Source organism: Hymenobacter cheonanensis (assembly GCF_030581075.1).
Lineage (GTDB): Bacteria > Bacteroidota > Bacteroidia > Cytophagales > Hymenobacteraceae > Hymenobacter.
The window spans coordinates 464,767-485,365 of sequence record NZ_JAUQSW010000004.1 but is presented as its reverse complement, the minus strand read 5'-3'; the positions used below and the strand labels follow the sequence as shown (position 1 = coordinate 485,365).

Annotated in this window: 21 protein-coding genes; 8 read left to right on the top strand and 13 right to left on the bottom strand. The window is 63.1% G+C overall.

The window, feature by feature from the left end; all coding sequences use genetic code 11:
- Positions 1–93: 93 nt before the first annotated feature.
- Positions 94–486 carry a ribosome silencing factor gene (gene rsfS / locus Q5H89_RS10860; RefSeq protein WP_305019333.1) on the bottom strand — a complete coding sequence of 131 codons (393 nt, stop codon included), beginning with the start codon at positions 484–486 and terminating at the stop codon, positions 94–96.
- Between the two features lie 48 nt (positions 487–534).
- Between rsfS and Q5H89_RS10855 the strand changes: the two genes are divergently transcribed.
- Positions 535–1,305, top strand: a complete 771-nt coding sequence (locus Q5H89_RS10855) for a biotin--[acetyl-CoA-carboxylase] ligase (RefSeq protein WP_369810657.1) — start codon at positions 535–537, stop codon at positions 1,303–1,305.
- A 37-nt stretch (positions 1,306–1,342) separates the two neighbouring features.
- Here Q5H89_RS10855 and Q5H89_RS10850 read toward each other — a convergent pair whose 3' ends face one another.
- A complete protein-coding gene (locus Q5H89_RS10850) occupies positions 1,343–1,765 on the bottom strand; it encodes a hypothetical protein (protein ID WP_305019332.1) in 423 nt (140 codons plus the stop codon).
- A 140-nt stretch (positions 1,766–1,905) separates the two neighbouring features.
- Between Q5H89_RS10850 and pbpC the strand changes: the two genes are divergently transcribed.
- The gene (gene pbpC, locus Q5H89_RS10845; RefSeq protein ID WP_305019331.1) at positions 1,906–4,236 is read left to right on the top strand and encodes a penicillin-binding protein 1C; all 2,331 of its coding nucleotides are present in this window, start codon (positions 1,906–1,908) and stop codon (positions 4,234–4,236) included.
- Between the two features lie 2 nt (positions 4,237–4,238).
- Here pbpC and Q5H89_RS10840 read toward each other — a convergent pair whose 3' ends face one another.
- Both Q5H89_RS10840 and Q5H89_RS10835 read right to left on the bottom strand, forming a co-directional pair.
- A complete protein-coding gene (locus Q5H89_RS10840; protein ID WP_305019330.1) occupies positions 4,239–4,631 on the bottom strand; it encodes a DUF779 domain-containing protein in 393 nt (130 codons plus the stop codon).
- A gap of 163 nt (positions 4,632–4,794) precedes the next feature.
- The gene (locus Q5H89_RS10835; protein ID WP_305019329.1) at positions 4,795–6,324 is read right to left on the bottom strand and encodes an aldehyde dehydrogenase family protein; all 1,530 of its coding nucleotides are present in this window, start codon (positions 6,322–6,324) and stop codon (positions 4,795–4,797) included.
- 136 nt (positions 6,325–6,460) lie between these two features.
- Between Q5H89_RS10835 and Q5H89_RS10830 the strand changes: the two genes are divergently transcribed.
- Positions 6,461–7,387 carry an AraC family transcriptional regulator gene (locus tag Q5H89_RS10830; protein WP_305019328.1) on the top strand — a complete coding sequence of 309 codons (927 nt, stop codon included), beginning with the start codon at positions 6,461–6,463 and terminating at the stop codon, positions 7,385–7,387.
- On the opposite strand, the gene Q5H89_RS10825 is transcribed toward Q5H89_RS10830, so the two are convergent.
- Positions 7,381–7,899 carry a GreA/GreB family elongation factor gene (locus Q5H89_RS10825; RefSeq protein ID WP_305019327.1) on the bottom strand — a complete coding sequence of 173 codons (519 nt, stop codon included), beginning with the start codon at positions 7,897–7,899 and terminating at the stop codon, positions 7,381–7,383. The two genes, Q5H89_RS10830 and Q5H89_RS10825, sit on opposite strands and share 7 nt — an antisense overlap.
- A 123-nt stretch (positions 7,900–8,022) precedes the next feature.
- On the opposite strand from Q5H89_RS10825, the gene Q5H89_RS10820 reads away from it, so the two are divergent.
- Together Q5H89_RS10820 and Q5H89_RS10815 are read left to right on the top strand one after the other, a co-directional pair.
- Entirely contained in the window at positions 8,023–9,234 is a 1,212-nt protein-coding gene (locus Q5H89_RS10820; RefSeq protein WP_305019326.1) for an MFS transporter, read from the top strand.
- Positions 9,235–9,302: 68 nt separating this feature from the next.
- Positions 9,303–9,536 (top strand): hypothetical protein, encoded by a 234-nt coding sequence (locus Q5H89_RS10815; RefSeq protein ID WP_305019325.1) that lies wholly within the window; start codon positions 9,303–9,305, stop codon positions 9,534–9,536.
- 28 nt (positions 9,537–9,564) lie between these two features.
- Here Q5H89_RS10815 and Q5H89_RS10810 read toward each other — a convergent pair whose 3' ends face one another.
- From Q5H89_RS10810 to Q5H89_RS10780, 7 genes are all read right to left on the bottom strand, one after another.
- Positions 9,565–10,026: a BLUF domain-containing protein gene (locus tag Q5H89_RS10810; protein WP_305019324.1), complete on the bottom strand. Its 462-nt coding sequence runs from the start codon at positions 10,024–10,026 to the stop codon at positions 9,565–9,567.
- Between the two features lie 228 nt (positions 10,027–10,254).
- Complete coding sequence (gene rfbD, locus Q5H89_RS10805) at positions 10,255–11,109, bottom strand: dTDP-4-dehydrorhamnose reductase (RefSeq protein WP_305019323.1); 855 nt, start codon at positions 11,107–11,109, stop codon at positions 10,255–10,257.
- A 50-nt stretch (positions 11,110–11,159) separates the two neighbouring features.
- Positions 11,160–12,086 (bottom strand): TIGR03915 family putative DNA repair protein, encoded by a 927-nt coding sequence (locus Q5H89_RS10800; protein ID WP_305019322.1) that lies wholly within the window; start codon positions 12,084–12,086, stop codon positions 11,160–11,162.
- 16 nt (positions 12,087–12,102) lie between these two features.
- Positions 12,103–12,978 (bottom strand): alpha/beta fold hydrolase, encoded by an 876-nt coding sequence (locus Q5H89_RS10795; RefSeq protein WP_305019321.1) that lies wholly within the window; start codon positions 12,976–12,978, stop codon positions 12,103–12,105.
- A gap of 43 nt (positions 12,979–13,021) precedes the next feature.
- A complete protein-coding gene (locus tag Q5H89_RS10790) occupies positions 13,022–13,243 on the bottom strand; it encodes a hypothetical protein (protein WP_305019320.1) in 222 nt (73 codons plus the stop codon).
- Between the two features lie 62 nt (positions 13,244–13,305).
- Positions 13,306–13,686, bottom strand: coding sequence for a hypothetical protein (locus Q5H89_RS10785; RefSeq protein WP_305019319.1), 381 nt, complete (start codon positions 13,684–13,686; stop codon positions 13,306–13,308).
- 108 nt (positions 13,687–13,794) lie between these two features.
- On the bottom strand, positions 13,795–15,063 hold the full coding sequence (locus Q5H89_RS10780; RefSeq protein WP_305019318.1) for a putative DNA modification/repair radical SAM protein: 1,269 nt from the start codon (positions 15,061–15,063) through the stop codon (positions 13,795–13,797).
- A 184-nt stretch (positions 15,064–15,247) separates the two neighbouring features.
- Between Q5H89_RS10780 and Q5H89_RS10775 the strand changes: the two genes are divergently transcribed.
- Complete coding sequence (locus Q5H89_RS10775; protein WP_305019317.1) at positions 15,248–17,227, top strand: hypothetical protein; 1,980 nt, start codon at positions 15,248–15,250, stop codon at positions 17,225–17,227.
- Between the two features lie 96 nt (positions 17,228–17,323).
- Here Q5H89_RS10775 and Q5H89_RS10770 read toward each other — a convergent pair whose 3' ends face one another.
- Positions 17,324–17,809 carry an energy transducer TonB gene (locus tag Q5H89_RS10770; protein ID WP_305019316.1) on the bottom strand — a complete coding sequence of 162 codons (486 nt, stop codon included), beginning with the start codon at positions 17,807–17,809 and terminating at the stop codon, positions 17,324–17,326.
- A 211-nt stretch (positions 17,810–18,020) separates the two neighbouring features.
- On the opposite strand from Q5H89_RS10770, the gene Q5H89_RS10765 reads away from it, so the two are divergent.
- Both Q5H89_RS10765 and Q5H89_RS10760 read left to right on the top strand, forming a co-directional pair.
- Positions 18,021–18,857, top strand: coding sequence for a CvfB family protein (locus Q5H89_RS10765; protein WP_305019315.1), 837 nt, complete (start codon positions 18,021–18,023; stop codon positions 18,855–18,857).
- 296 nt (positions 18,858–19,153) lie between these two features.
- On the top strand, positions 19,154–20,596 hold the full coding sequence (locus tag Q5H89_RS10760; RefSeq protein WP_305019314.1) for an anthranilate synthase component I family protein: 1,443 nt from the start codon (positions 19,154–19,156) through the stop codon (positions 20,594–20,596).
- The last annotated feature ends 3 nt before the right edge of the window (positions 20,597–20,599 follow it).

Below are 20,599 nucleotides of genomic sequence, written 5' to 3'. Positions count from 1 at the left end.
AAATTGACTTAATTGTAATGGACTCAAGTGCAACCGCGCCGGGATAGCGTTGTTGCCAATGCTTACCCCAGACGCAGCCAGCAGCCCGATACTTTAACGCTGGGCCACGTCAGCGGTGTCTTCGATGTACGTAATGTCAGCATCGCCCCACAGCTCCTCCAGCGCGTAAAACTGCCGGCGGTCGCGCAGGAACACGTGCACGACTACGTCCACATAATCCAACAGTACCCACTCGCGATTAGTGCGGCCTTCGCTCTGCCAGGGCGCCTGGCCGGTCACTTTTTCTACTTCTTCTTCTACCGAACGAGCCAGGGCATCGAGCTGGGTATCGGACGAGGCCGAGCAGATGATAAAATAATCGGCCACGGCGTTTTTCAACTCTTTCAAGTTCATCACCACAATGTCCTGTCCTTTGCGGTCTTGGAGGCCGCGCACGGCTACTTCTGCCAATGTGTCCGAATCCTGTCGAACCAAGGTGCTCTTCATAGAGTAAGTTTACGTTGTTTACTAGCTAATATACGACTGCTAACCCCCGTGGTCATCAGCCCAACTACCTTATTTACCGGCCGGCAGCTCATTTGGCTGCCCGCCTGTGCTTCTACTAACTCGGAAGCCCAGCAACTGTTGCGCGAAAACCGCGCCAGCGAAGGGTGTACCGTCATAACGGACGACCAGTTTGCCGGCCGCGGCCAGCGCGGCAACCAGTGGCTGGCCGCGCCGGGCGAAAACCTGACGCTATCCATCGTGTGGCTACCCACTTTTTTGGAGGCCGGCCAGCAGTTTCTGCTGAGCCAGGCCGTGGCGCTGGGCGTGCACGACTGGGCCGCCGCGCTGCTGCACCCCTCGGATAAGCTCCGGCTGAAGTGGCCCAACGACCTGTATTTTGGGTCGCAGAAGTTTGGGGGAATTCTTATCGAGAACAGCCTGAGCGGGGCAAAAATTCAGTCCAGCGTGGTGGGCATTGGCTTAAATGTGAACCAGCGGCACTTTGCCGTGCCCACCGCTACCTCGCTAGGGGTGCTCACGGGGCGCTACTTTCAGCGCGAGGCCCTGGCCGCCCGCCTGCTCGAATGCCTGGAAAAGCGCTACCTGCAGCTGCGCGCCGGCCAGGTAGGCGAGCTGCGGCGCGCCTACCTGGCCGCCCTCTACCGCTACCAGGAGTGGCACGACTACGAGGTAGCCGGCCGCCGCCGCCGCGGCCAGATAGTAGGCGTGGAGCCCGACGGCCGCCTGGCCGTTCAGCTCGACGGCGACGAGGTGCAGCGATTTGGCCTGCAAGAGATTAAGTACCTAGCCGAAAGCTGAGGCCGGGCCAGGCCACCCCCTTCGGCACCCGCAGATATTAGGCGCCGACCAAGCGGTGCAGCCAGGCGTGCGCCGATTCGATATCGTGAAAAGTATCGATGACCAGCTGCTGATTGGGACGGTTTTTCAGGTGGTGCACAATGCTCAGCACCCGGTTGACATCGGCCAGGGCACGCACGTTGCGGGGCAACACCCAGGCTACTGCCTCCAGGCTGCTGGCAAGCAGGGTGTGGTAGTACTCGTGGCCTATCCAGTGCACGGCCTCGGCCCAGGTATCCAGGTCATGGCTGCCATCGACCAGCATTTTGGTGCTTTGAGTGCGGTGGATGGCCTGCACGATATGCTGGCAGCACGCCTCCTTTTCCGGCCCACTGTGCTTGCCCTGCCAGTCTATCAGCAGGCACCGCTGCGCGGCGTCGGCATAAATGGTCAATCCATTGGCGGCGTATATAGTATCCATAAGCGTAGATTTGTGACTCATTTTCAAGGCCTACTGCTGTTTCGAAAGTACGAAGAACAGGCTTTAAAAGACGCCCTCGCCAGCCTGCTCAGATGGCAGGGCATTTTTCGGCCGCGGGGCGCGGGTAGTACCTTCGCTTTATGGTGCGCCGCAGGTTGTTTCGCATACTACTCGGGCTAACCCTGGTGCTGGGCCTGGCGTTGGCCGCCGACCGCCTGTGGCCGCTGCCGCCCGCGCCGCAGTACTCGCCCCTGGTGCTGGCCGCCGATGGCACCGTGCTGCACGCCTACCTCAACCCCACCCAGAAATGGCGGATGAAAACCGAGCTGGCGGAGATTACGCCCGCGCTGCAAACGGCCATTATTGAGAAGGAAGACCGGTATTTTCGCTACCATTTTGGCGTAAATCCGCTGGCCATTGTGCAGGCGGCGGGGCGCAACCTGCTGGGCCACGGGCGCACCACCGGGGCGAGCACCATTACCATGCAGGTGGCGAGGCTGCTGGAGCCCAAAGAGCGCACCGTGGGCAGCAAACTGCGCGAAATGCTGCGCGCCGTGCAGCTGGAGGCGCATTTGAGCAAGGCCGAGATTTTACAGCTTTACCTCAACCTGGTGCCCTACGGCTCGAACATTGAGGGCGTGAAGTCGGCGGCGCTGCTCTATTTCCAGCAGCCGCCCGACTACCTGTCTTTGGCCCAAACGGTAACCCTGGCCATTATTCCGAACCGGCCGGGCGGGCTGGTTTTGGGCAGGAATAACCCGCAGATTTTGCAGGAGCGCAACCGCTGGCTGCGGTATTTCGGGCGCCAAAAGCTGTTTCCGGCCCAGGACGTTGCCGACGCCCTGCTGGAGCCGCTGGCGGCCCAGCGCCACCCCGCCCCTACCCTGGCGCCGCACCTGGCGCGGCGGCTGGTGCTGGCCAGCCCCGGCCAGGCCCTCATTCGTAGCACGTTGCGCCCGGCTACCCAGGCCAGGGCCGAGGACCTGGCCCGCAACTACGTGCGCCGGCTAGCCACGCTGGGCATCTCGCAAGCCGCCGTATTGGTGGTGAACAACCAGACCCACGCCGTGGAGGCCTACGTAGGCTCGGTCGATTTTCAGAACCCGGGCGCGCAGGGCCAGGTCGATGGCGTGCGGGCGGTGCGCTCGCCGGGCTCCACGCTTAAGCCGCTGCTCTATGGGCTAGCCTTCGACCAAGGCCTCGTGACGCCCAAGACGGTGCTGCCCGACGTGCCCACCAATTTTCAGGGCTTCCGGCCCGAGAATTTTGACAAGCACTGCCAGGGCGAGGTGACGATGGAGCGGGCGCTCACGTATTCGCTCAACATCCCGGCCGTGCGGGTGCTGTCGGAAGTGGGGGTCGCGCACTTCGCCAGCACGCTGCGGCAGGGAGGCTTTCGGCAGGTGGCGCGCGATGCGCCCAGGCTGGGCCTGAGCACCGTTTTAGGCGGCTGCGGCGCCACGCTGGAAGAATTGACGGGCCTGTATAGCGCGCTGGCGAATGCTGGCCGCTATGCTCCGCTAGCGCTTACCCCTCCCACTGGGCCAGGGGCAACCAAGCCGCTTCTTTCGCCCGGCGCGGCCTACCTGCTCACCGATATTCTGGCCCAGCGCACCCGGCCCGACCTGCCCATAGATGCGGCCGCTAGCCGCCACCTGCCGCGCATAGCCTGGAAAACCGGCACCAGCTACGGCCGCCGCGATGCCTGGAGCATCGGCTACAACCGCCAGTACACCATTGGGGTGTGGCTGGGCAACTTCAATGGGCAGGGCAGCCCCGCGCTCACCGGGGCCGAGGTGGCCTCGCCCCTGCTCTTCGACTTATTTAATGCCCTGGCCTACAATGGCCGGGCCGAGTGGTTTGCGCCGCCGGCCAGCCTCGATTTTCGGCTGGTGTGCGCCGAAACCGGCCTGGTACCCGGCGAGCATTGCCCCAACCAGCTGCTCGACTACTACCTGCCCGGCGCCTCGGGCGGCCAGCGCTGCCAGCACGTGCAGGAGGTGCTGCTTTCGGCCGATGGCCAGGTGAGCTACTGCCGTGCCTGCGCGCCGGCCAGCGGCTACCGGCGCGCGCTGTTCCCCAACCTGCGGCCCGAAGTGCTGGCCTTTCGCGAAAGCCAGGGCCTGCCCGCGCGCCGCCTGCCGCCCCACAACCCCGCCTGCCGCCTCGTGCACGGTGCCGAGGCTAGCGGAGCCGCCGGCCCCGAGGCCGCCCCGCTGCTGGCCATCACCTCGCCCGCCGCCCACGCCGAGTACGTGCTCGATGCCACCGAAAAGCAGCAGCTACTGCTGGCCTGCGCGGCGGCGGGCGAGGTGCGCCAGGTGTATTGGTACGTGAATGACCAGTTTCTGAAAGCGGCGCCGGCCACGGCCAGGGTCTTTTTCCGGCCGCCGCCGGGCGAGGTCAAAATATCGTGCGCCGACGACCACGGCCGCACCGTGGAGGTACGCGTGCTGGTGCGGCAGCTGTAGCCCTAGCCGTTGGCCAGCGCCGTTTCGCCATCCAACACCGGCGCCATATCCTGCTCCTCGGCCTCGGTGAACAGCCGCGAGCGGATGAGAAACCGCACCCCTAGCGGAATTTCGAGCGAGAAGCTGGCGCCCCGGCCCTTCACCACATCTACCGTGAGCTGGGTGTGTTTCCAGTATTCAAACTGACTGGCACTCATGAAGAAATCGCAGCCGTGAATCTGACCTAGCCACACGTCGTTGGCCCCCACCCGAAACTCGCCCTTGGCAAAGCACATGGGCGACGAGCCGTCGCAGCAACCGCCACTCTGGTGAAACATAAGCGGGCCGTGCTCGTCGCGGAGCAGGTCAATAGTAGCATCGGCGGCGGTGGTGCTGAGTACGCGGGCAGTGGGCATGAGGTGGGAACTAGCTAATTGATTTCAAAATATACAAGCACGTCATGCTGAACGCAGTGAAGCATCTCGCTCGCGCCGCTAGGGTCACTTTCCTAACGATTCGAGCGAGATGCTTCACGTTGTTCAGCATGACGTACTTAGTTGGTATGCTGGAAGCTAACTGCTAAAAGAAGCCCAGCGCCTTCTCGCTGTAAGAAATCAGCATATTCTTGTTCTGGCGGTAGTGAGCCAGCATCATTTTGTGGTTTTCGCGGCCGAAGCCCGAGGCCTTGTAGCCGCCGAAGGGCGCGCCGGCCGGGTAGTCGTGGTAGCAGTTCACCCACACGCGGCCGGCCTGGATGGCGCGCGGCACCTGGTACAGCTCGTGCGCATCGCGGGTCCATACGCCGGCGCCGAGGCCGTAGAGCGTGTCGTTGGCAATTTCGATGGCTTCCTCCACGGTTTTGAAGGTTGTAACGGACACTACCGGCCCGAAAATCTCCTCCTGGAAAATGCGCATCTTGTTGTGCCCCCGGAACATGGTGGGCTGAATGTAGTAGCCCTCCCCTAGCGCGCCGTCGGCTTGCGAATAGGCCTCGCCGCCCACGAGTACCTCGGCGCCTTCGGCCTTGCCGATTTCGAGGTAGCTCAGGATTTTCTCGTACTGGTCGTTGCTGGCCTGGGCGCCCATCATGGTTTCCATGTCGAGCGGGTTGCCGAGCCTGATGGCCTTCACGCGGGCAATGACGCGGGCAATAAACTCATCATAAATGTCTTCCTGAATGAGCATCCGCGAGGGGCAGGTGCAGATTTCGCCCTGGTTCAAGGCAAACATCACCGCGCCTTCGATGGCCTTGTCGAGGAAGTCGTCGTCGGCATCCATTACGCTCTTGAAGAACACGTTGGGCGACTTGCCACCCAGCTCCATCGTCACTGGAATGAGGTTTTCGGCGGCGTACTGCATAATGAGGCGGCCCGTGGTCGTTTCGCCCGTGAAGCTCGCCTTGGCGATGCGCGGCGACGAGGCCAGCGGCTTGCCGGCTTCGAGGCCGAAGCCGTTTACCACATTCACCACGCCGGCCGGAATGAGGTCTTCGAGCAGCTCCATCAGCACCATAATGCTGGCCGGGGTTTGCTCGGCGGGCTTCATTACTACGGTGCAGCCGGCGGCCATGGCGGGGGCCAGCTTCCAGGTAGCCATGAGGAGCGGGAAGTTCCAGGGAATAATCTGGCCGATGACCCCTAGCGGCTCGTCGATATTGAGCGACAGCGTGGTGGCGTTCAGCTCGGTAGCGCTGCCTTCCTCGGCCCGAATCACGCTGGCGAAGTAGCGGAAGTGGTCGACCACCAGCGGCAGGTCAGCGTAAGTGGTTTCGCGGATGGCCTTGCCGTTTTCGACGCACTCCACGGCGGCCAGCATGGGCAGGTTTTCCTCGATGCGGTTGGCAATTTTGTTGAGGATATTACTGCGCTCGGTGGCCGAGGTCTTGCTCCAGGTTTTGAAGGCAGCGTGGGCCGCGTCGAGTGCCAGGTCGATGTCCTCCTTGCTGGAACGGGCTACTTTGGTGAAATTCTTGCCGTCGATGGGCGACGGGTTGTCAAAATACTGGCCCTTGACCGGGGCTACCCATTTGCCACCGATGAAGTTGTCGTAGTGCGACTTAAACTGGGGGCGGGCCACTATTGTGGTCGGCGCTTCGAGCGTTTCTGCCATGATAAAAAGAAAAATTTAGCTAGGTGGGAGAACACGACAAAGGTGGCTTTTTAGTAAGCTGACCGGGTTGTGGTATTGTCGCAAAAAATGCCGAAATTGTCGCAACTTGCGTTAGTAAGTCCTCACTCAGCTCCTCATGCCCACCCGCGTTCACTTGCCCGCCGCCGTGCCCCCGCTGGCGCTAAACCGGCTGCATTCGCTGGTTGAAAACCGCACGGTTTTCGCCCTCGACGCCTTTGAGCTGAATATTTTTGAAACGCACCAAGCCGCCCTACGCGTGCCGCTACGTCTGGAAGGGCTAGCCCTCACCACCATGCTGCGGGGCAAAAAGGTGATGCACCTGCCCGACCGCCCGGCCTTCGACTACCTGCCCGGCGAAACAGTGGTAGTGGGCGAGGATGAGCTGATGGAAATCGACTTTCCGGAGGCTTGTTTGTGCCAGCCCACGCAGTGCCTGGCCGTGGCTATCGCCCCCGATACTATTCGCCAAACCGTTGACTTACTGAACGAACGCTACCCCCGCGCCGAAACCCACGCGCCCTGGGCGCTGGCCGGCCCCGAGTACGCCCACCTCACCAACACGCCCGAGCTAACGGGCACCCTGGAGCGCCTGGTGGCCGTATCGCGCACCACCGACGCGGCCAAGGATGTGCTGGCTGGCTTCACCCTGCAAGAGCTGCTGGTGCGCCTCATGCAAACCCAGGCCAGGGAGCTGATTTTCAATGACTACGCCCGCCACCTTACCACGCACCGCTTCGCGGCGGTGGTGCACTACATCAAGGAGCACCTAGCCGATAACCTATCGGTAGACAAGCTGAGCGCGCTGGCCTGCATGAGCAAAGCCACGTTCTTTCGGGTATTCAAGCGCGAGTTTGGGCTGACGCCGGTCGAGTACATTGTGCGCGAGCGGCTAGCCGAGGCCAAGCGCCTGCTGCGCCAGCCGCTAGCCAGCGTGGCCGAGGTGTGCCTGCGGGCGGGCTTCAATAATCTCTCCTACTTCCAAGCCTTATTCAAAAAGCACGAGGGCCTGACACCGGGCGCGTATAAGAAGCTGGCTCAATAGCTTATCCGAATAATTTCCACGGTTTCGGGCTGATTGCCGAGCGGCAGCACGACCCGACTGCCCACCTTCGCCCCGATAAGCACCCTGGCCAGCGGGGCCACGAAGGCTAGCTTGCCGGCCGCCACATCGGCCTCATCCACCCCCACCAGCGTAAACGTGCGCTCGGCACCGGCCCGGCTGCCGCCCACCGTGCGCAGCGCTATGGTGGCCCCAAAGCGCACTTCCTGCGGCGGCTGCGCGGCGGGGTCAATGACTTTGGCGCTAGCCAGGCGCTCGGTCAGCAGGGCCAGCCGGCCATTTAGCAACGAAAGGCGGTGGCTGCGGTCAAGGTCGAGGCCCGAATGGTCGGCTTCGGCCTGGCTGCGCTCGGCTTCGAGGGCGGCTAGCTCGGTGCGCAGCTGGGCTAGCCCACTGGGGGTCACGTAGTTGGGGGTGCCGGGCGGCAGGGCCGCGCGCGGGGGCACCAGGGGCGGCGTTTGGGCATCGTCTTCCTTTACAAATCCTCGGCTCATGGGGGGCAAACGCAGGCCGGGCCGGCAGGTTGTGCCTGGGTTTTGCAACCCTTCGGGTACTTCAGTGGTTAACCCAGGCTATTTCGCCGCTACCATTATCCCGATTCGTTCGCGCTATTCCTGATGCCTGAGTTACTAGCTCCTCCAGCTGCCCCCACTACCCACCGCCTCGATAATGCCCTGGTCTGGCTCATGGCCCTCACCTGCGGGTTGGTGGTGGCCAATATCTACTACAACCAACCCCTGCTGGCCGCCATCGGCCGCACGTTTCACGTCCGCGACAGCCAAGCCAGCCTCATCGCCACTGCCACGCAGGTGGGCTACACGCTGGGTATGCTGCTGATAGTGCCGCTCGGCGATATGCTGGAGCGCAAGCGCCTCATGCTCTGGATGCTGCTGGGCGCGGCCGTGTGCCTGGGCGGGGCCGCGCTGGCGCCCACCTTTGCGCTGCTGGCGGGGGCTAGCGTGCTCATCGGCATCTGCTCGGCGGTGCCGCAGCTGCTGCTGCCGATGGCCGCGCACCTCGCCCCCGAGGCCGACCGCGGCCGCATTGTGGGCCGCATTATGAGCGGGCTGCTCATCGGTATTCTGCTCTCGCGCACGGCCAGCGGCTACGTGGGCGCCCACCTGGGCTGGCGCGTAGTATTTGAAGGGGCGGCTGCCCTGATGCTGGCGCTGGCCGCGCTGCTGGCCTGGCGCCTGCCCCAGGACCGGCCCACCTTCACGGGCACTTACGCCTCGCTGATGCAATCGCTGGGCACGCTGGTGCGCGAGCTGCCGCCGCTGCGCCGCTCGGCGCTGGTGGGGGCCAGTATTTTCGCGGCCTTCAGCGTGTTCTGGACTACGCTGGCGTTCTACCTCGAAAGCCCGGCTTACCACTATGGCAGCGATGTAGCGGGATTTTTTGGGCTGATTGGAGCCGTGGGCGCGCTGGCCGCCCCGCTGGCCGGCAGCTTGGCCGATAAGCGCGGGCCACGCTACGCCATCACGGCGGGCATTGGGCTGGCGCTGGCTTCCTTCGTGCTGCTGGGGCTGGCCGGCGGCTGGCTGGCGGGGCTGGTCATCGGCGTTATTCTGCTTGATGTGGGCGTGCAATCGGCCCACATCTCCAACCAGACGCTCGTATTTTCGCTGCGCCCCGAGGCTCGCAGCCGCCTCAATACCGTGTACATGACGGGCTACTTCACGGGCGGCTCGCTGGGCTCTGTGATGGGCGGGCTGGCCTGGACGCACTTTGGCTGGCCGGGCGTGTGCGCCGTGGGCGGCGCGTTTGTGGCCCTGGCCCTGGCAGTGCACCGCAGCTACGGCCGCCAGCCGGTGGCTGCTGCACGCTAGGCCCGCTCGGGGCCGGCACCCGCCTACCGAGCCACGCACTCTACCTTACAATAAGCCCTCCATTCAACATGGCTACTACTTCACTGCCAGACACTAAGCTCCTTACTTTTCTTTCCGAACCCAAACAGCCGGTAACGCCCCCGCCCTTCACCAAAGCCGAGATATTGGCCTTTCCCGAAGTGAAAGCCTGGCTGGCCAGGGGCTATGACCTCGACACGTTTGAGAACAAGCTTTCGCCTAAAGATGCGCACCAGATTATCCTGCTGGTGGTGCTGGCGCGGCGCCCCGAGCCGGGCGCGTAGGCCCACTTATTGAGCGGTGGCGCCGGCGCTATGCGGCTTGCTCTTCCAGCAGCGCGTGCACCGGCACGTGGTGCACGTAGTCGAAAATCCGGTCTAGCAGCGAAGTTGACAGCTTGGGCAGCAGGGGGAGCAGGAAATCGGGCGACGCGGTATCGACGTGGCCTAGCAGGGCGGCCAGGTCGGTGAGGTGGCGCGTGGCCCGGAAGCCCATGCGCCACTCGGCAAAGCGCCGGGTGGCCAGCGGCCCCGCCAGCAGCACCACACAGGCCGTGTGGCGCGCATCCTGGCTGATGCGCTGGTACACGGCTTCCACCTCGGCCTGTGCCCCTTCCAGCACCTGCAAAAAGCGTCCGCCGGGCGAGTACAGCAGCAAGCCCGTGAGGTTTCGCTGCGCATTAAAGCCCCGCGAGTGGCGCAGCAGCTCCAGCAAATCGCGGTCTGTAAACGACTGCGTGGCGCGGCTTTCGTAAATGAGGTGGTAGAGGGACATAGGGCAAAAAGCAAAGTCGCCGGCGAAGATAACGCGGCGCGGCAGCGAATGAAGCGCCCGGCGTTAATCAGCGCTTATTTATAAAAAACTGACCTGAAGACGCTCCCGCCCGCGTTACCCGGCAACTTCACCCCGGCAGGATGCGGGCAGGCAAGCAGCCCGCTCCCGGCCGCAAGTCATCCTTCTGCTTTTCAGAAGCATACACAAGCTACCGGCTATCCGCCCGGCTTACATCAACCGCGCCAGGCAGGTTTGCAGGCTCGTGCGCCAGTGCGGAATGGCCACCCCCAGCGCCTGCTTCACCTTGCTTTTATCCAGTACGGAGTAGGCCGGGCGGGAAGCTTTGGTGGGGTACTCGGCGGTGCGGATGGGCACGGCTTTCACCGGCAGGTGGGCCAGCTCGAAAATGGCCGTGGCAAAGTCGTACCACGAGGTCAGGCCCTCATTGCTGTAGTGGTAGAGGCCGTAGGCCGAGCTTTCGCTCTCGATAATGTGCAGAATGCAGCCGGCCAGGTCGATGGCGTAGCAGGGCGTGCCCACCTGGTCCCAGATAATGCGCAGCTCGTCGCGCTCGCGGCCCAGCTTGAGCATGGTTTTCACGAAGTTGCCCGCAAACTCGGAGTACAGCCAGCTGGTGCGCAAGATGAAATAGCGAGGCGCCAGGGCCGGAATTACCTGCTCGCCCTCCAGCTTGGTGAGGCCATACACGCTGATGGGCGCGGCCTCGTCGGTTTCCACCAGCGGCTGGTTGCCGGTGCCGGCAAACACAAAGTCGGTCGAAATCTGGATGAGCGTGGCGTTGAATTCGCCGCAGAGCCGGGCCAGATTCTCGGCGCCGTCGCGGTTTACACGGCGGGCCAGGGCCAACTCGTCCTCGGCCTTGTCGACGGCCGTGTAGGCGGCGCAGTTGATGGCGTAGGCCGGGCGGTGCTGCTCAAACAGCGCGCGCAGGCCGCCAGGGTCCAGGATATTAGCCTGGGCTTCGGGCGGAAAAACCAGTCCGCTCAGTCCTTTTTCCTGCGCCACGTGCGCCAGGCACTGCCCTAGTTGGCCCGAGGCCCCAAATACCAGCGTTGTCTGCATTAAAAATAGTAGCCCACAGCGAGCCGCGTTGTTCGGGCCGCAAGGTAAGGCTAGCCGGGCAGCGCAGGCGGCCCGGGCGGGCGCTTGTTCTTGATGGGCTCGAAGCGGCGCTCGCGGGGCTGCTTCTCGCTCAAGTACTTCCAATAGCGCTTCGGAATGTGGCGCTGGTGCAGCTTGAGGTTTTTACGCTCCGGAATGTTGACGTGGTCGAAGTATGCCTGCCACAGGATTTTGAAGAGCGGCTCGCGCTCGTCGAGCACCGTGGCCGACACCTCGCCCCGGCGGGGGCTAGCCCCCCCGCTGGCTTCAAACTCCACGATGGTGGTGTGGGTGAGGTCATAGTACAGGCCGTAGTGGCGGCGGCGGTCAAAAATCAGCCAGCGCTGGTCGGCGTAGCGCTTGGTGAAGTGGCTGGCGATGAGCGGCAAGGTGTCAAAATCGGGCTCGATGGTGGCGTGAAACAGCCCGTCGTGCGCCTTCTCGAAGCGCACGAAGGCCTCCATACGGTGCTTTTCGCGAAAGAGCTGCTGGGCCAGGCGCTGGCAGCGGCGCACGGTGGCATCGGCGTAGTTTTCCGAGATGTCGCGGCCCGTGCGCAGGGCCAGGTCGGCGTAGCGAAAAATGAGCAGCTCGCGCTCCGCATCCTCGCTCAAAAACACGTGGTAGAGGCGCGCCCGGGCCGGCTCGGGCATAAAGCGCAGCAGGCCATCCCAGGTGCGGGTGGCCAGGGCCTCGTCGGTGTCGATGGCCACGGTTTGGGCAAACAAGCCCCCTTGTGCGGTGCCTGCGGGCTGAATGCTATTGGGGGCCGAGCGGCGGTCGTAGATGCGAAACAGCACCGTGAGCAGGCCTTCGAAACTACCGTCGTAGGTATAGTCGGCGGGTGGGTTGTGCAGCTCGGGCGCGGGCGGGCGGGCGGCTACCGGGCCCACGGCCGTGCTGGCCGCCGGGCGGCGAAGAGGAGTAAGTCGGCTCACGCGAATAGGCTGTTAATCAGGCGCTAGCCGGCAAAGGCTGGGCTAAGAATTTTAAAAGCAGGTCGTTCACTGCCGCCGCTTCTTCGAGCTGCACCCAGTGGGTAGCGTGCGGGAAGTAGTGCAATTGGCCGTGCGCGCACTCGCGCAGGCTGAGCCGGGCTAGCCGGGCATCCAGAAAAGCATCGTGCCGGCCCCAGATAATCTGCACCGCCCCCCGAATGCGCGGCCACGGCCCCGCAGCAGGCAGCCGCAGCGCCCGGTACCAGTTGAGCATAGCCGTGAGCGCGCCGGGCTGCGCCCAGGCCACCTTGTAGCGCGCCACCTCGGCGGCGCTGAAGGTGCCAGGCCGGCTGGTGCCCCGCAGCGCTTGCTCGCCAAAGCGCCAGTTGCGCCGCCGCGCCAGGCGCTCGGGCAGCCCCGGCAGCTGGAAAAAGGCGATGTACCAACTGCGCGCCAGCTGGCCCGGCACCCGCCAGAGATTGGGCAGCACCACGGCCGGGTGCGGTACATTGATGATGGTGGTGCACGCCACCCGGCTAGGGTAATGCGCAGCTAGGTACCACGCCACAATACCGCCCCAGTCGTGGCCAATGATGCTGGCTTGCGCCACGCCCGCCGCATCGAGCAGGCCTATAACGTCGGCCGCCAGGGTCGGCAAGGCGTAGGATGCGATACCCAGCGGCTTATCGCTCAGGTTGTAGCCGCGCTGGTCGGGGGCCCACACGCGGTAGCCAGCGGCTGCGAGTGCCCCCAGCTGCGCCCGCCAACTGGCCCAATACTCAGGAAAGCCGTGCAGGAGCACCACGAGCGGGCCATCGGCCGGGCCAGCCTGCCCCACGTGCAGCCGCAGGCCATTGGTGGGCACGTAGTGGTGCGTAAGCGGGTACTGCATGGTGCTTATACCCTAGCCGCTGGGCCAAAGGTTGTGAAGCTTCTCAGGCGGCCACGCCGGGCTGAGCCTCGCTGGCCTGCCGGGCGGCGCGGGCGGCATCGTGCAGCTGGCGCACCAGCGGCAGCAGCTCCGAAATGCGGCAGCAGCACGACAAGCGCGGGGCCTTGTCGGGGCTACCCGCTAGGGCAGCAGAACTGCCCGCCGGTTCGGCCGCGATACTAACGGGTGCCGACGCGTCGGCGAGTGCGCGATGGGTGATTTTCATGAGTGAAAATGAACCAGTTGAAATTCCGGGCGCAACCGCCCCCGGCAGCCTAGCGCGGGTGGCTACTGCACCACCAGCGTATCGATGAGGTAGCTGTTATTGCCCACAAACTTGAGGTAGTACGTGCCAGCCTGGCTGGGCTGAAATGTGTAGGTAGCCTGGGCCAGGGTGGCTGTTGTGGCGCAGGTGCAGCTGGCGTAGTTGACATTGACGCTCACCGCGCGGACGTTGCCGGCAGCTTGTTCCGCTACGTTGGCCAGCGTGCCGCAGCCGCCGGCCGGCGCATAAACAAGCGAGTACACGGCCGGCTGGTTGACGGCAATCGTTTTGGGGCCGCTCACGCTCGTTACGGGCGTCAGCAGGGTGGTATTGCAGGTGTCGGGGCCCACATTCAGGCAGCTGGTAGCCCCGAGGGCCAGGGCGGCAAACACGTAATTTTTCATAGAGACAAAAGCCATCGGGCGCAAAAAGGGTTGGCCCGAAGTACCAACTACTTACCTGTTTCAACCTGGTTTACTCGACGGATGGCCGGCCCTGCGCCGCCCACCGCCCTAGCTGGCAGTGGCAAATAAATCGAGCTGCTGCGTAATTAGGGCCGAGCGCGAAGCCTTGCCCCCGAACAAAATCTGGCGGCGCACGGCCTGCGCATCCAGCTCGCCCAGCCGGGCCGGCGCCATGCCCCTAGCCGTGAGAAAGTGCTTGGCCCGCTTCATCACCACCCCAAACTGGATAAGGTGCTCGGCCGTGAGGCTCGTGAAGCGCCGGGCTTGCACAATGCGCTCGGCCGAGCGGGCGCCTACGCCCGGAATGCGCAGTATCATGGCCCGGTCGGCCACGTTCACATCCACCGGAAACAGGTGGCGGTTGCGCAGCGCCCAGGCCAGCTTGGGGTCAATTTCGAGGTCGAGGTACGGGTGCGCAGGGTCGAGTATTTCGTCGGCCTCGAAGCCGTAAAAGCGCATCAGCCAGTCGGTTTGGTACAGGCGGTGCTCGCGCACCAGCGGCGGCTGGGTCACCTGCGGCAGGCGTGCATCGTCGGTAATGGGCACGTAGCCCGAGTAGTACACGCGCTTCAGGCCATAGCCTTGGTAGAGGCTATCCGAGAGCTTGATAATCTGCAGGTCGTTCTCGTCGCTAGCCCCCACAATGAGCTGCGTGCTTTGGCCGGCGGTAGCAAACTGCGGCACTTTCTTGAAGAGCGCCTTTTCCTCCTTGTTCTGAATAATGCCATCCCGAATCTGGCCCATCGGGGTCAGAATTTCAGCGTAGTTTTTCTCCGGCGCCAGGTTTTGCAAGGCCAGCTCCGAAGGCAATTCAATGTTCACGCTCAGGCGGTCGGCATAGAGGCCGGCTTCGGCAATCAGCTCGGGCGAGGCGCCCGGAATGGTTTTGACGTGGATGTAGCCGTTGAAATTGTGCTCGGTGCGCAGCGTGCGCACAATGCGCACGAGGCGCTCCATGGTGTAATCAGGCGAGGAGAAAATGCCGCTACTCAAAAATAACCCCTCAATGTAGTTGCGGCGGTAAAAGTTGATGGTCAAATCCACTACTTCCTCCACCGTGAAGGCGGCGCGCTTCACATCGTTCGAGCGGCGCGACACGCAGTAGGCACAGTCGAAGATGCAATGGTTGGTGAGCAGAATTTTCAGCAGGCTCACGCAGCGGCCATCCTCGGTAAAGCTGTGGCAAATGCCCATGCCCTCGGCGTTGCCGAGGCCTTTTTGCTCGTTTTTGCGCTTGCCGCCGCTGCTGCTGCACGACACGTCGTACTTGGCGGCGTCGGCTAAGATGCTTAGCTTTTCCTGAATGCGCTCGTTCATGTTAGCGAAGGGGGTTAGCGGGGGTAAAAGTAGCGCTGGCTATTGAGATGAGCAAGCTTTTGATAAGCTAATTTTTTTAGAAAAAGTTTCCTGTCCGGCTTACTTCTTCCGGCACCTAGCCAGGCCCGTAGCACCCCAAACCTCACCCCGGCGCCGTATCTTGCGCGTAGTGCTGCTGCGCCCGATGCTTACTATTTCTGCCCGTCGCTTATTGGTGTTGCTTGGCTGGCTGCTGCTTGGCGGGCTAGCCCGTGCGCAGGCCCAAACGCCGACCTTTAGCCCGCGCGCGGCCGTGCCGCCCGATTCGCTGCACGCGGCCCGGGGCACCACTGGCCCGCCCGCCGACTCGCTGGGCCGGCGCTTCGACGAGGAGCGCGTGCGCCTGAGCTTGCAGCGCTACACGCAGCGCAAAACCATTATGGGCAAGGCATTGCAGGCTTTTTTCCGGCTTACCAAGCCGCGGGAAGAAGACCACGGCCTCGACGCGGTGCTGCTGAACCGGCAGTTCGACCAGCACAATTTCAAGATTGTGCGCCGCGTCACTATCACGCCTTTCGATGCCTTTGGCTACAGCCTCAACGACTCGCTGCGCCAGCCGCGCACCTTTCTCGAAAAGTCGGGCAATGCGCTGCACATCCGCACGGCGCGCTCGCGCATCCGGCAGGTGCTGCTGTTTCGGCCGGGCCAGCCGCTGCTGCCCCAGGCTCTGGCCGAAAGCGAGCGCCTGCTGCGCCAAACCGATGAGATTCTGGACGCCAGGGTGCTCGTGAACGAGCGCACTGCCACCCGCGACAGCGTGGACATTCAGGTCTATACCACCGATGTATTCAGCATTACGGCGGGCTACGAGCTGCGCGGCGGCCCCAACCAGGCCATCGTGACGCTCGGCGACCAGAATTTTCTGGGGCTGGGCCACCGCCTCGACAACCGCTACCAATACGGCCGCGACTTGCCCCAGACCTGGGGCTACGAGGCCAACTACCGGGTGCCGTTTCGCAACTTCGTGTACGCCGAGGGGCATTATTTCAACGAGTTTGAGTCGCACTCGGGCGGCCTGTCGGTGCGGCGCGACTTCTACTCCCCCAGCGCCCGCTGGGCCGGCGCTTTTACGGCCGATGTAAACAACCTGCGCATTGTGCTGCCCCGCGACGCGCCCCCTTTGCCCAACCAGCTGCCTAACTTTCGGGTGCGCTCCTTCACCAGCCAGAGCCTGTGGGTAGGTCGCGCCTTCCGACTGCGCTCCTACGACCTGGGCTACGAGAACCCCGGCCGCCTCATTGTGGCGGCCAGCGTGGCCCACGAAAACCACACCACCAACCCCACCGCTACCCCCGAAAACCCCGCCGGCAGCCCCGACGACCGCACCCGTACCCTGGTGCTAGGGGCGGTGGGCTACTCGGTGCGCCGCTACTACAAGGATAAGTACCTCTTTGGCTTTGGCCGTACCGAAGACGTGCCGGCCGGCACGCTGCTCAGCCTCACGGCGGGGCTTGAGAATAATACGTCGGGCCCGCGCCGCTACGTTGATGCCCGCATTGCGGCGGCTGGCTACTCCGAGCGCCAGGGCTATCTCTACGGCAGCCTCGACTTTGGCACGTTTCAGCGCGTGAACGATGGCGGCTGGGAGCAGGGCCTGCTGAGCGGGCAGTTTCTGTACTTCACGCGGCGCTACCGCATGGGCAACTACCAGAGCCGCCACCTGCTGAGCACCCGCGTTACGGCGGGCTTCAACCGCTACCCGGCCGAGGTGCTGCTCTCGGGCATCAACAGCAACCCCGACGGCGTGCGCGGCTTTCAGCCCACCGGCCAGATACTGGCCACCAGCCGCCTGCTGGCCAACTACGAGGGCACCGTGTACACGCCGCTTTCGCTGCTGGGTTTCCGGGTGGCCATCCTCGCCTTTGCCGATATGGCCGTGGTAAACGAGCGCATCGGGGGCGGCTCGCCCTTCGGCGGCGATGCACCCTACACGGGCTTCGGCCTGGGTTTGCGCTTCCGCAACGAGCTGACGGTGCTGCGCACCTTCCAGATTCTGCTGGGCTACTACCCGCGCGGCCAGCTCAACGCCAATGGCACGCGCCTGTTTGAGAGCAACCGCGACTCGTATAATTTCTCCGATTTCAGCTTTGGCCAGCCCAGCGTGGTGCAGTATGGGTATCAGTAGGTGGGCTAGTATGTGGCAGTTGTTAAGTATTAATTGTTGAAACAGGGCAGCTTTTTAATAACTGGCACTCAACAACTGACACTTTCTAACCAACTCTCACAGCTGAAACTCAATGGGCATGGTGCACACCACGCGCACGGCTTGGCCGCGCTGGTAGCCCGGCTGCCAGGGCGGCATCAGCCACACCAGGCGCAGGGCCTCTTCGTTGAGGCCGCTGCCGGGGCCGCGCACCAGCGAGGCATCGGTAACGCGGCCGGCGGCACTTAGGACAAAACGTATATACACCTTGCCCGTGGTCTTCTTCAGGCGCGCGGCTTCGGGGTAGCGCATATTCTTGGCCATGTAGGCCGCCAGCGCCGCGTCGCCCCCGGCAAACTGCGGCCGCACATCGGGGTTTACGAATATGGAGTCGGGGCTGAATGCCTGCGTAGGCGCCGCGCTGGCTTTGCCATTTCCCCCACTGGAAGCTGCACTAGGGGCCACTACCGCAGCTAAGCTGGCCCGGCCAGGCCCTTGGGCCACGGCTAAGCCCGGCAGCCCAAGGCCCGCTATTACTACTACCCAAGCGTATCGAATACTCATAATCAGTATGGTATAATAGGTGGTCAACAATAGAGTTCTAGCTGTTCAAATTTACGACGCCTGGGTGGGTCTGTAATATTATTTTTCCGCTAGCCCAACCGATTCTTTTGATTATACTAAAAAATCTTCTTTTCGGATTGTCCTCTCCGGGCAATATTTCTGCGCCCTACCTTCGCCTTCCTTAACCTCGGGCGCCTGCCGCCTCCCTCCTATGCGCCTCGGCGATTTTAATGACCTCGAAATAGCCCGCGAAGTCAGCATTGGCTTTTACCTGACCAGCGACGACGGCGACCTACTGCTGCCCGAGAAGTACCGCCCGGTGGGCGCGCACGTGGGCGACGTTATTCGGGTGTTCGTGTACCGCGACTCCGAGGACCGCCTTATTGCCACCACCCTGGAGCCGCTGGCCGTGGTCGATAGCTTTGCCGCCCTCACCGTGCGCGACGTGGGCCCACCCGGCGCTTTCCTCGACTGGGGCCTCGAAAAAGACCTGCTGCTGCCCCACGCCAACCAGCGCCAGGCAGTGCGCGTGGGCGAGCGGGTGCTCGTGTACGTGTACCTCGACGAGGCTACTGACCGCCTCGTGGCTTCGGCCAAGTGGCAAAAGTTTCTCAGTCCCGAGCCGTTTGCAGGGGCCGTGGGCGAGGCCGTGCAGGTGCTCATTGCCGAGGAAACACCGCTAGGCTACTCCGTTATTGTAAACGGCACGCACTTGGGCTTACTCTATCATAATGAAGTTTTTAGGCCGCTGCGCGTGGGCGAGCTGCTACCCGCCCACCTGCGCCAGGTTCGGCCCGATGGCAAGCTCGATGTGCGCCTCGGCCAAGCTGGCTACGATGAGGTCGAAACTGCGGCTAACCTCGTGCTGGCTGCCCTGCGCCAGCGCCCCGACGGCCGCCTGCCCCTGGGCGATAAGAGCCTGGCCGACGATGTGTACCGCCGCCTGGGTATCAGCAAAAAGGTCTTCAAAAAGGCGTTGGGCTCGCTCTATAAGCAAGGCTTAGTAGCGCTGGCCCCGGAAGAAACCCGCCTGGCTGGCCTCGACTAGCTGCGGTGAATCCGTGCGTCTCTTTACTGTTCGCAGTGGCAACGCCGCACGGCGGGCACCAAAGATTTTCGCCTTAAAAATTTGCTTTTTCTCAAAAGCGTCGTTCCTTTGCCCCCGCAAACCGACTCCCACGTAATGTCTTTCTTCGCAACCGTTTCGCAAAGCTGGTGGCACTCAACCTTCCCAAGAGGCTGAGCATTAGGCATTATAGTTGGTTGAACCCCTAGCGTTTCTCCAAGCCCGCTGCTCACCGCAGCGGGCTTTTTTGTTGTCCTTGTCTTTCCGTTTTCTTTGCCATGTCGGCCGCTACCGCCACTCCTTCCGCCACCATCGTGCACAGCCGCCACCGGCGCCTGCTGGCCGATACCCTCACGCCAGTGAGCCTGTATTTGCGCCTGCGCGACCAATTTGTGGGTACGTTGCTGCTCGAAAGCTCCGACTACCACGGCAACAATAACAGCTTTTCGTACCTGTGCTTCAGCCCGGTAGCACGCTTTGAGTTGGATAAGAACCAACTCACAACTCAGCGCCCGGGCCAGCCCGCCAGCACCGAAGTTCTGGCCGACCCGCGCCAGGCGCTAGCCCACCTGCGGGCGTTTCGGGCTAGCTTTCAGCCGGCCGCGCCGTCGGGGCTGCCGTTTATCACCAATGGCTTGTTTGGGCACATGGCCTACGAGGCGGTGCAGTATTTTGAGGATGTGACGCTGCGCGACAAGCCCGCCGACAGCACGGTACCGGCCATTGTGTACCAGGCGTTTCGCTACGTCATTGCCATCAACCACTTCAAAGACGAGCTGTATTTATTTGAGCACCAGTACCTGGCCGAGGGCGAGGCGCCGGCGCCCGATACGCTCGACTACATCGAAACCCTCATTCAGAACCGCAACTTCGCCACCCACGGCTTCCACCTCACGGGCGAGGAAACGTCGAACGTGACCGACGCGCAGTACCTGGAGCTTATCCGGCTGGGGCAGCACCACTGCCAGCGCGGCGACGTGTTTCAGATTGTGCTCTCGCGCCGCTTTCAGCAAGGATTTCAGGGCGATGAGTTTAACGTGTACCGGGCGCTGCGCTCGCTCAACCCCTCGCCCTACCTGTTCTTTTTCGACTACGGCAGCTACAAGATTTTCGGCTCCTCGCCCGAGTCGCAGATTGTGGTGAACAAAGGCCAGGCGGTGCTTTACCCCATCGCGGGCACCTTCCGCCGCACCGGCGACGACGCGGCCGATGCCCGGCTAGCCCAGCAGCTGCTCGACGACCCCAAGGAAACCGCCGAGCATGTGATGCTCGTGGACCTGGCCCGCAACGACCTCAGCCGCCGCTGCGACGTGGTGGAGGTCGAGCGCTTCAAGGAAATTCAGTACTACTCGCACGTCATTCACCTGGTTTCTAAAGTGGTGGGCCAGCTAGGGGCCGCTACCGAGCCGCTCGATGTGGTGGGCGAAACCTTCCCGGCCGGCACGCTCTCGGGCGCACCCAAGTACCGCGCCATTCAGCTTATTGATGAATACGAAAGCACGCAGCGCGGCTTCTACGGCGGCTGCATCGGGGCGCTCGACTTCGGCGGCGACTTTAATCATGCCATCATGATTCGCACCTTCCTCAGCAAGGACAACACGCTGTATTACCAGGCCGGCGCGGGCGTGGTAGCTAAGTCGGTGCCGGCCAGCGAGTTGCAAGAGGTGCACAACAAGCTGGGCGCGCTACGCGCCGCAATGCAGCAGGCCGAGCGAGTGTAAACA

What these genes read in the sequence shown, in the direction of transcription:
- Q5H89_RS10795 (WP_305019321.1), bottom strand. Translation starts at nt 12,978, where the DNA reads ATGCAGTACCCGCTTACGCACCACTACGTGCCCACCAATGGCCTGCGG.
- Q5H89_RS10765 (WP_305019315.1), top strand. Translation starts at nt 18,021, where the DNA reads ATGCGCCTCGGCGATTTTAATGACCTCGAAATAGCCCGCGAAGTCAGC.
- Q5H89_RS10810 (WP_305019324.1), bottom strand. Translation starts at nt 10,026, where the DNA reads ATGTCCCTCTACCACCTCATTTACGAAAGCCGCGCCACGCAGTCGTTT.
- Q5H89_RS10780 (WP_305019318.1), bottom strand. Translation starts at nt 15,063, where the DNA reads ATGAACGAGCGCATTCAGGAAAAGCTAAGCATCTTAGCCGACGCCGCC.
- Q5H89_RS10830 (WP_305019328.1), top strand. Translation starts at nt 6,461, where the DNA reads ATGCCCACCCGCGTTCACTTGCCCGCCGCCGTGCCCCCGCTGGCGCTA.
- Q5H89_RS10770 (WP_305019316.1), bottom strand. Translation starts at nt 17,809, where the DNA reads ATGAGTATTCGATACGCTTGGGTAGTAGTAATAGCGGGCCTTGGGCTG.
- Q5H89_RS10790 (WP_305019320.1), bottom strand. Translation starts at nt 13,243, where the DNA reads ATGAAAATCACCCATCGCGCACTCGCCGACGCGTCGGCACCCGTTAGT.
- Q5H89_RS10815 (WP_305019325.1), top strand. Translation starts at nt 9,303, where the DNA reads ATGGCTACTACTTCACTGCCAGACACTAAGCTCCTTACTTTTCTTTCC.
- Q5H89_RS10785 (WP_305019319.1), bottom strand. Translation starts at nt 13,686, where the DNA reads ATGAAAAATTACGTGTTTGCCGCCCTGGCCCTCGGGGCTACCAGCTGC.
- Q5H89_RS10835 (WP_305019329.1), bottom strand. Translation starts at nt 6,324, where the DNA reads ATGGCAGAAACGCTCGAAGCGCCGACCACAATAGTGGCCCGCCCCCAG.
- rfbD (WP_305019323.1), bottom strand. Translation starts at nt 11,109, where the DNA reads ATGCAGACAACGCTGGTATTTGGGGCCTCGGGCCAACTAGGGCAGTGC.
- Q5H89_RS10840 (WP_305019330.1), bottom strand. Translation starts at nt 4,631, where the DNA reads ATGCCCACTGCCCGCGTACTCAGCACCACCGCCGCCGATGCTACTATT.
- Q5H89_RS10775 (WP_305019317.1), top strand. Translation starts at nt 15,248, where the DNA reads ATGCTTACTATTTCTGCCCGTCGCTTATTGGTGTTGCTTGGCTGGCTG.
- Q5H89_RS10850 (WP_305019332.1), bottom strand. Translation starts at nt 1,765, where the DNA reads ATGGATACTATATACGCCGCCAATGGATTGACCATTTATGCCGACGCC.
- Q5H89_RS10825 (WP_305019327.1), bottom strand. Translation starts at nt 7,899, where the DNA reads ATGAGCCGAGGATTTGTAAAGGAAGACGATGCCCAAACGCCGCCCCTG.
- pbpC (WP_305019331.1), top strand. Translation starts at nt 1,906, where the DNA reads ATGGTGCGCCGCAGGTTGTTTCGCATACTACTCGGGCTAACCCTGGTG.
- Q5H89_RS10820 (WP_305019326.1), top strand. Translation starts at nt 8,023, where the DNA reads ATGCCTGAGTTACTAGCTCCTCCAGCTGCCCCCACTACCCACCGCCTC.
- Q5H89_RS10760 (WP_305019314.1), top strand. Translation starts at nt 19,154, where the DNA reads ATGTCGGCCGCTACCGCCACTCCTTCCGCCACCATCGTGCACAGCCGC.
- rsfS (WP_305019333.1), bottom strand. Translation starts at nt 486, where the DNA reads ATGAAGAGCACCTTGGTTCGACAGGATTCGGACACATTGGCAGAAGTA.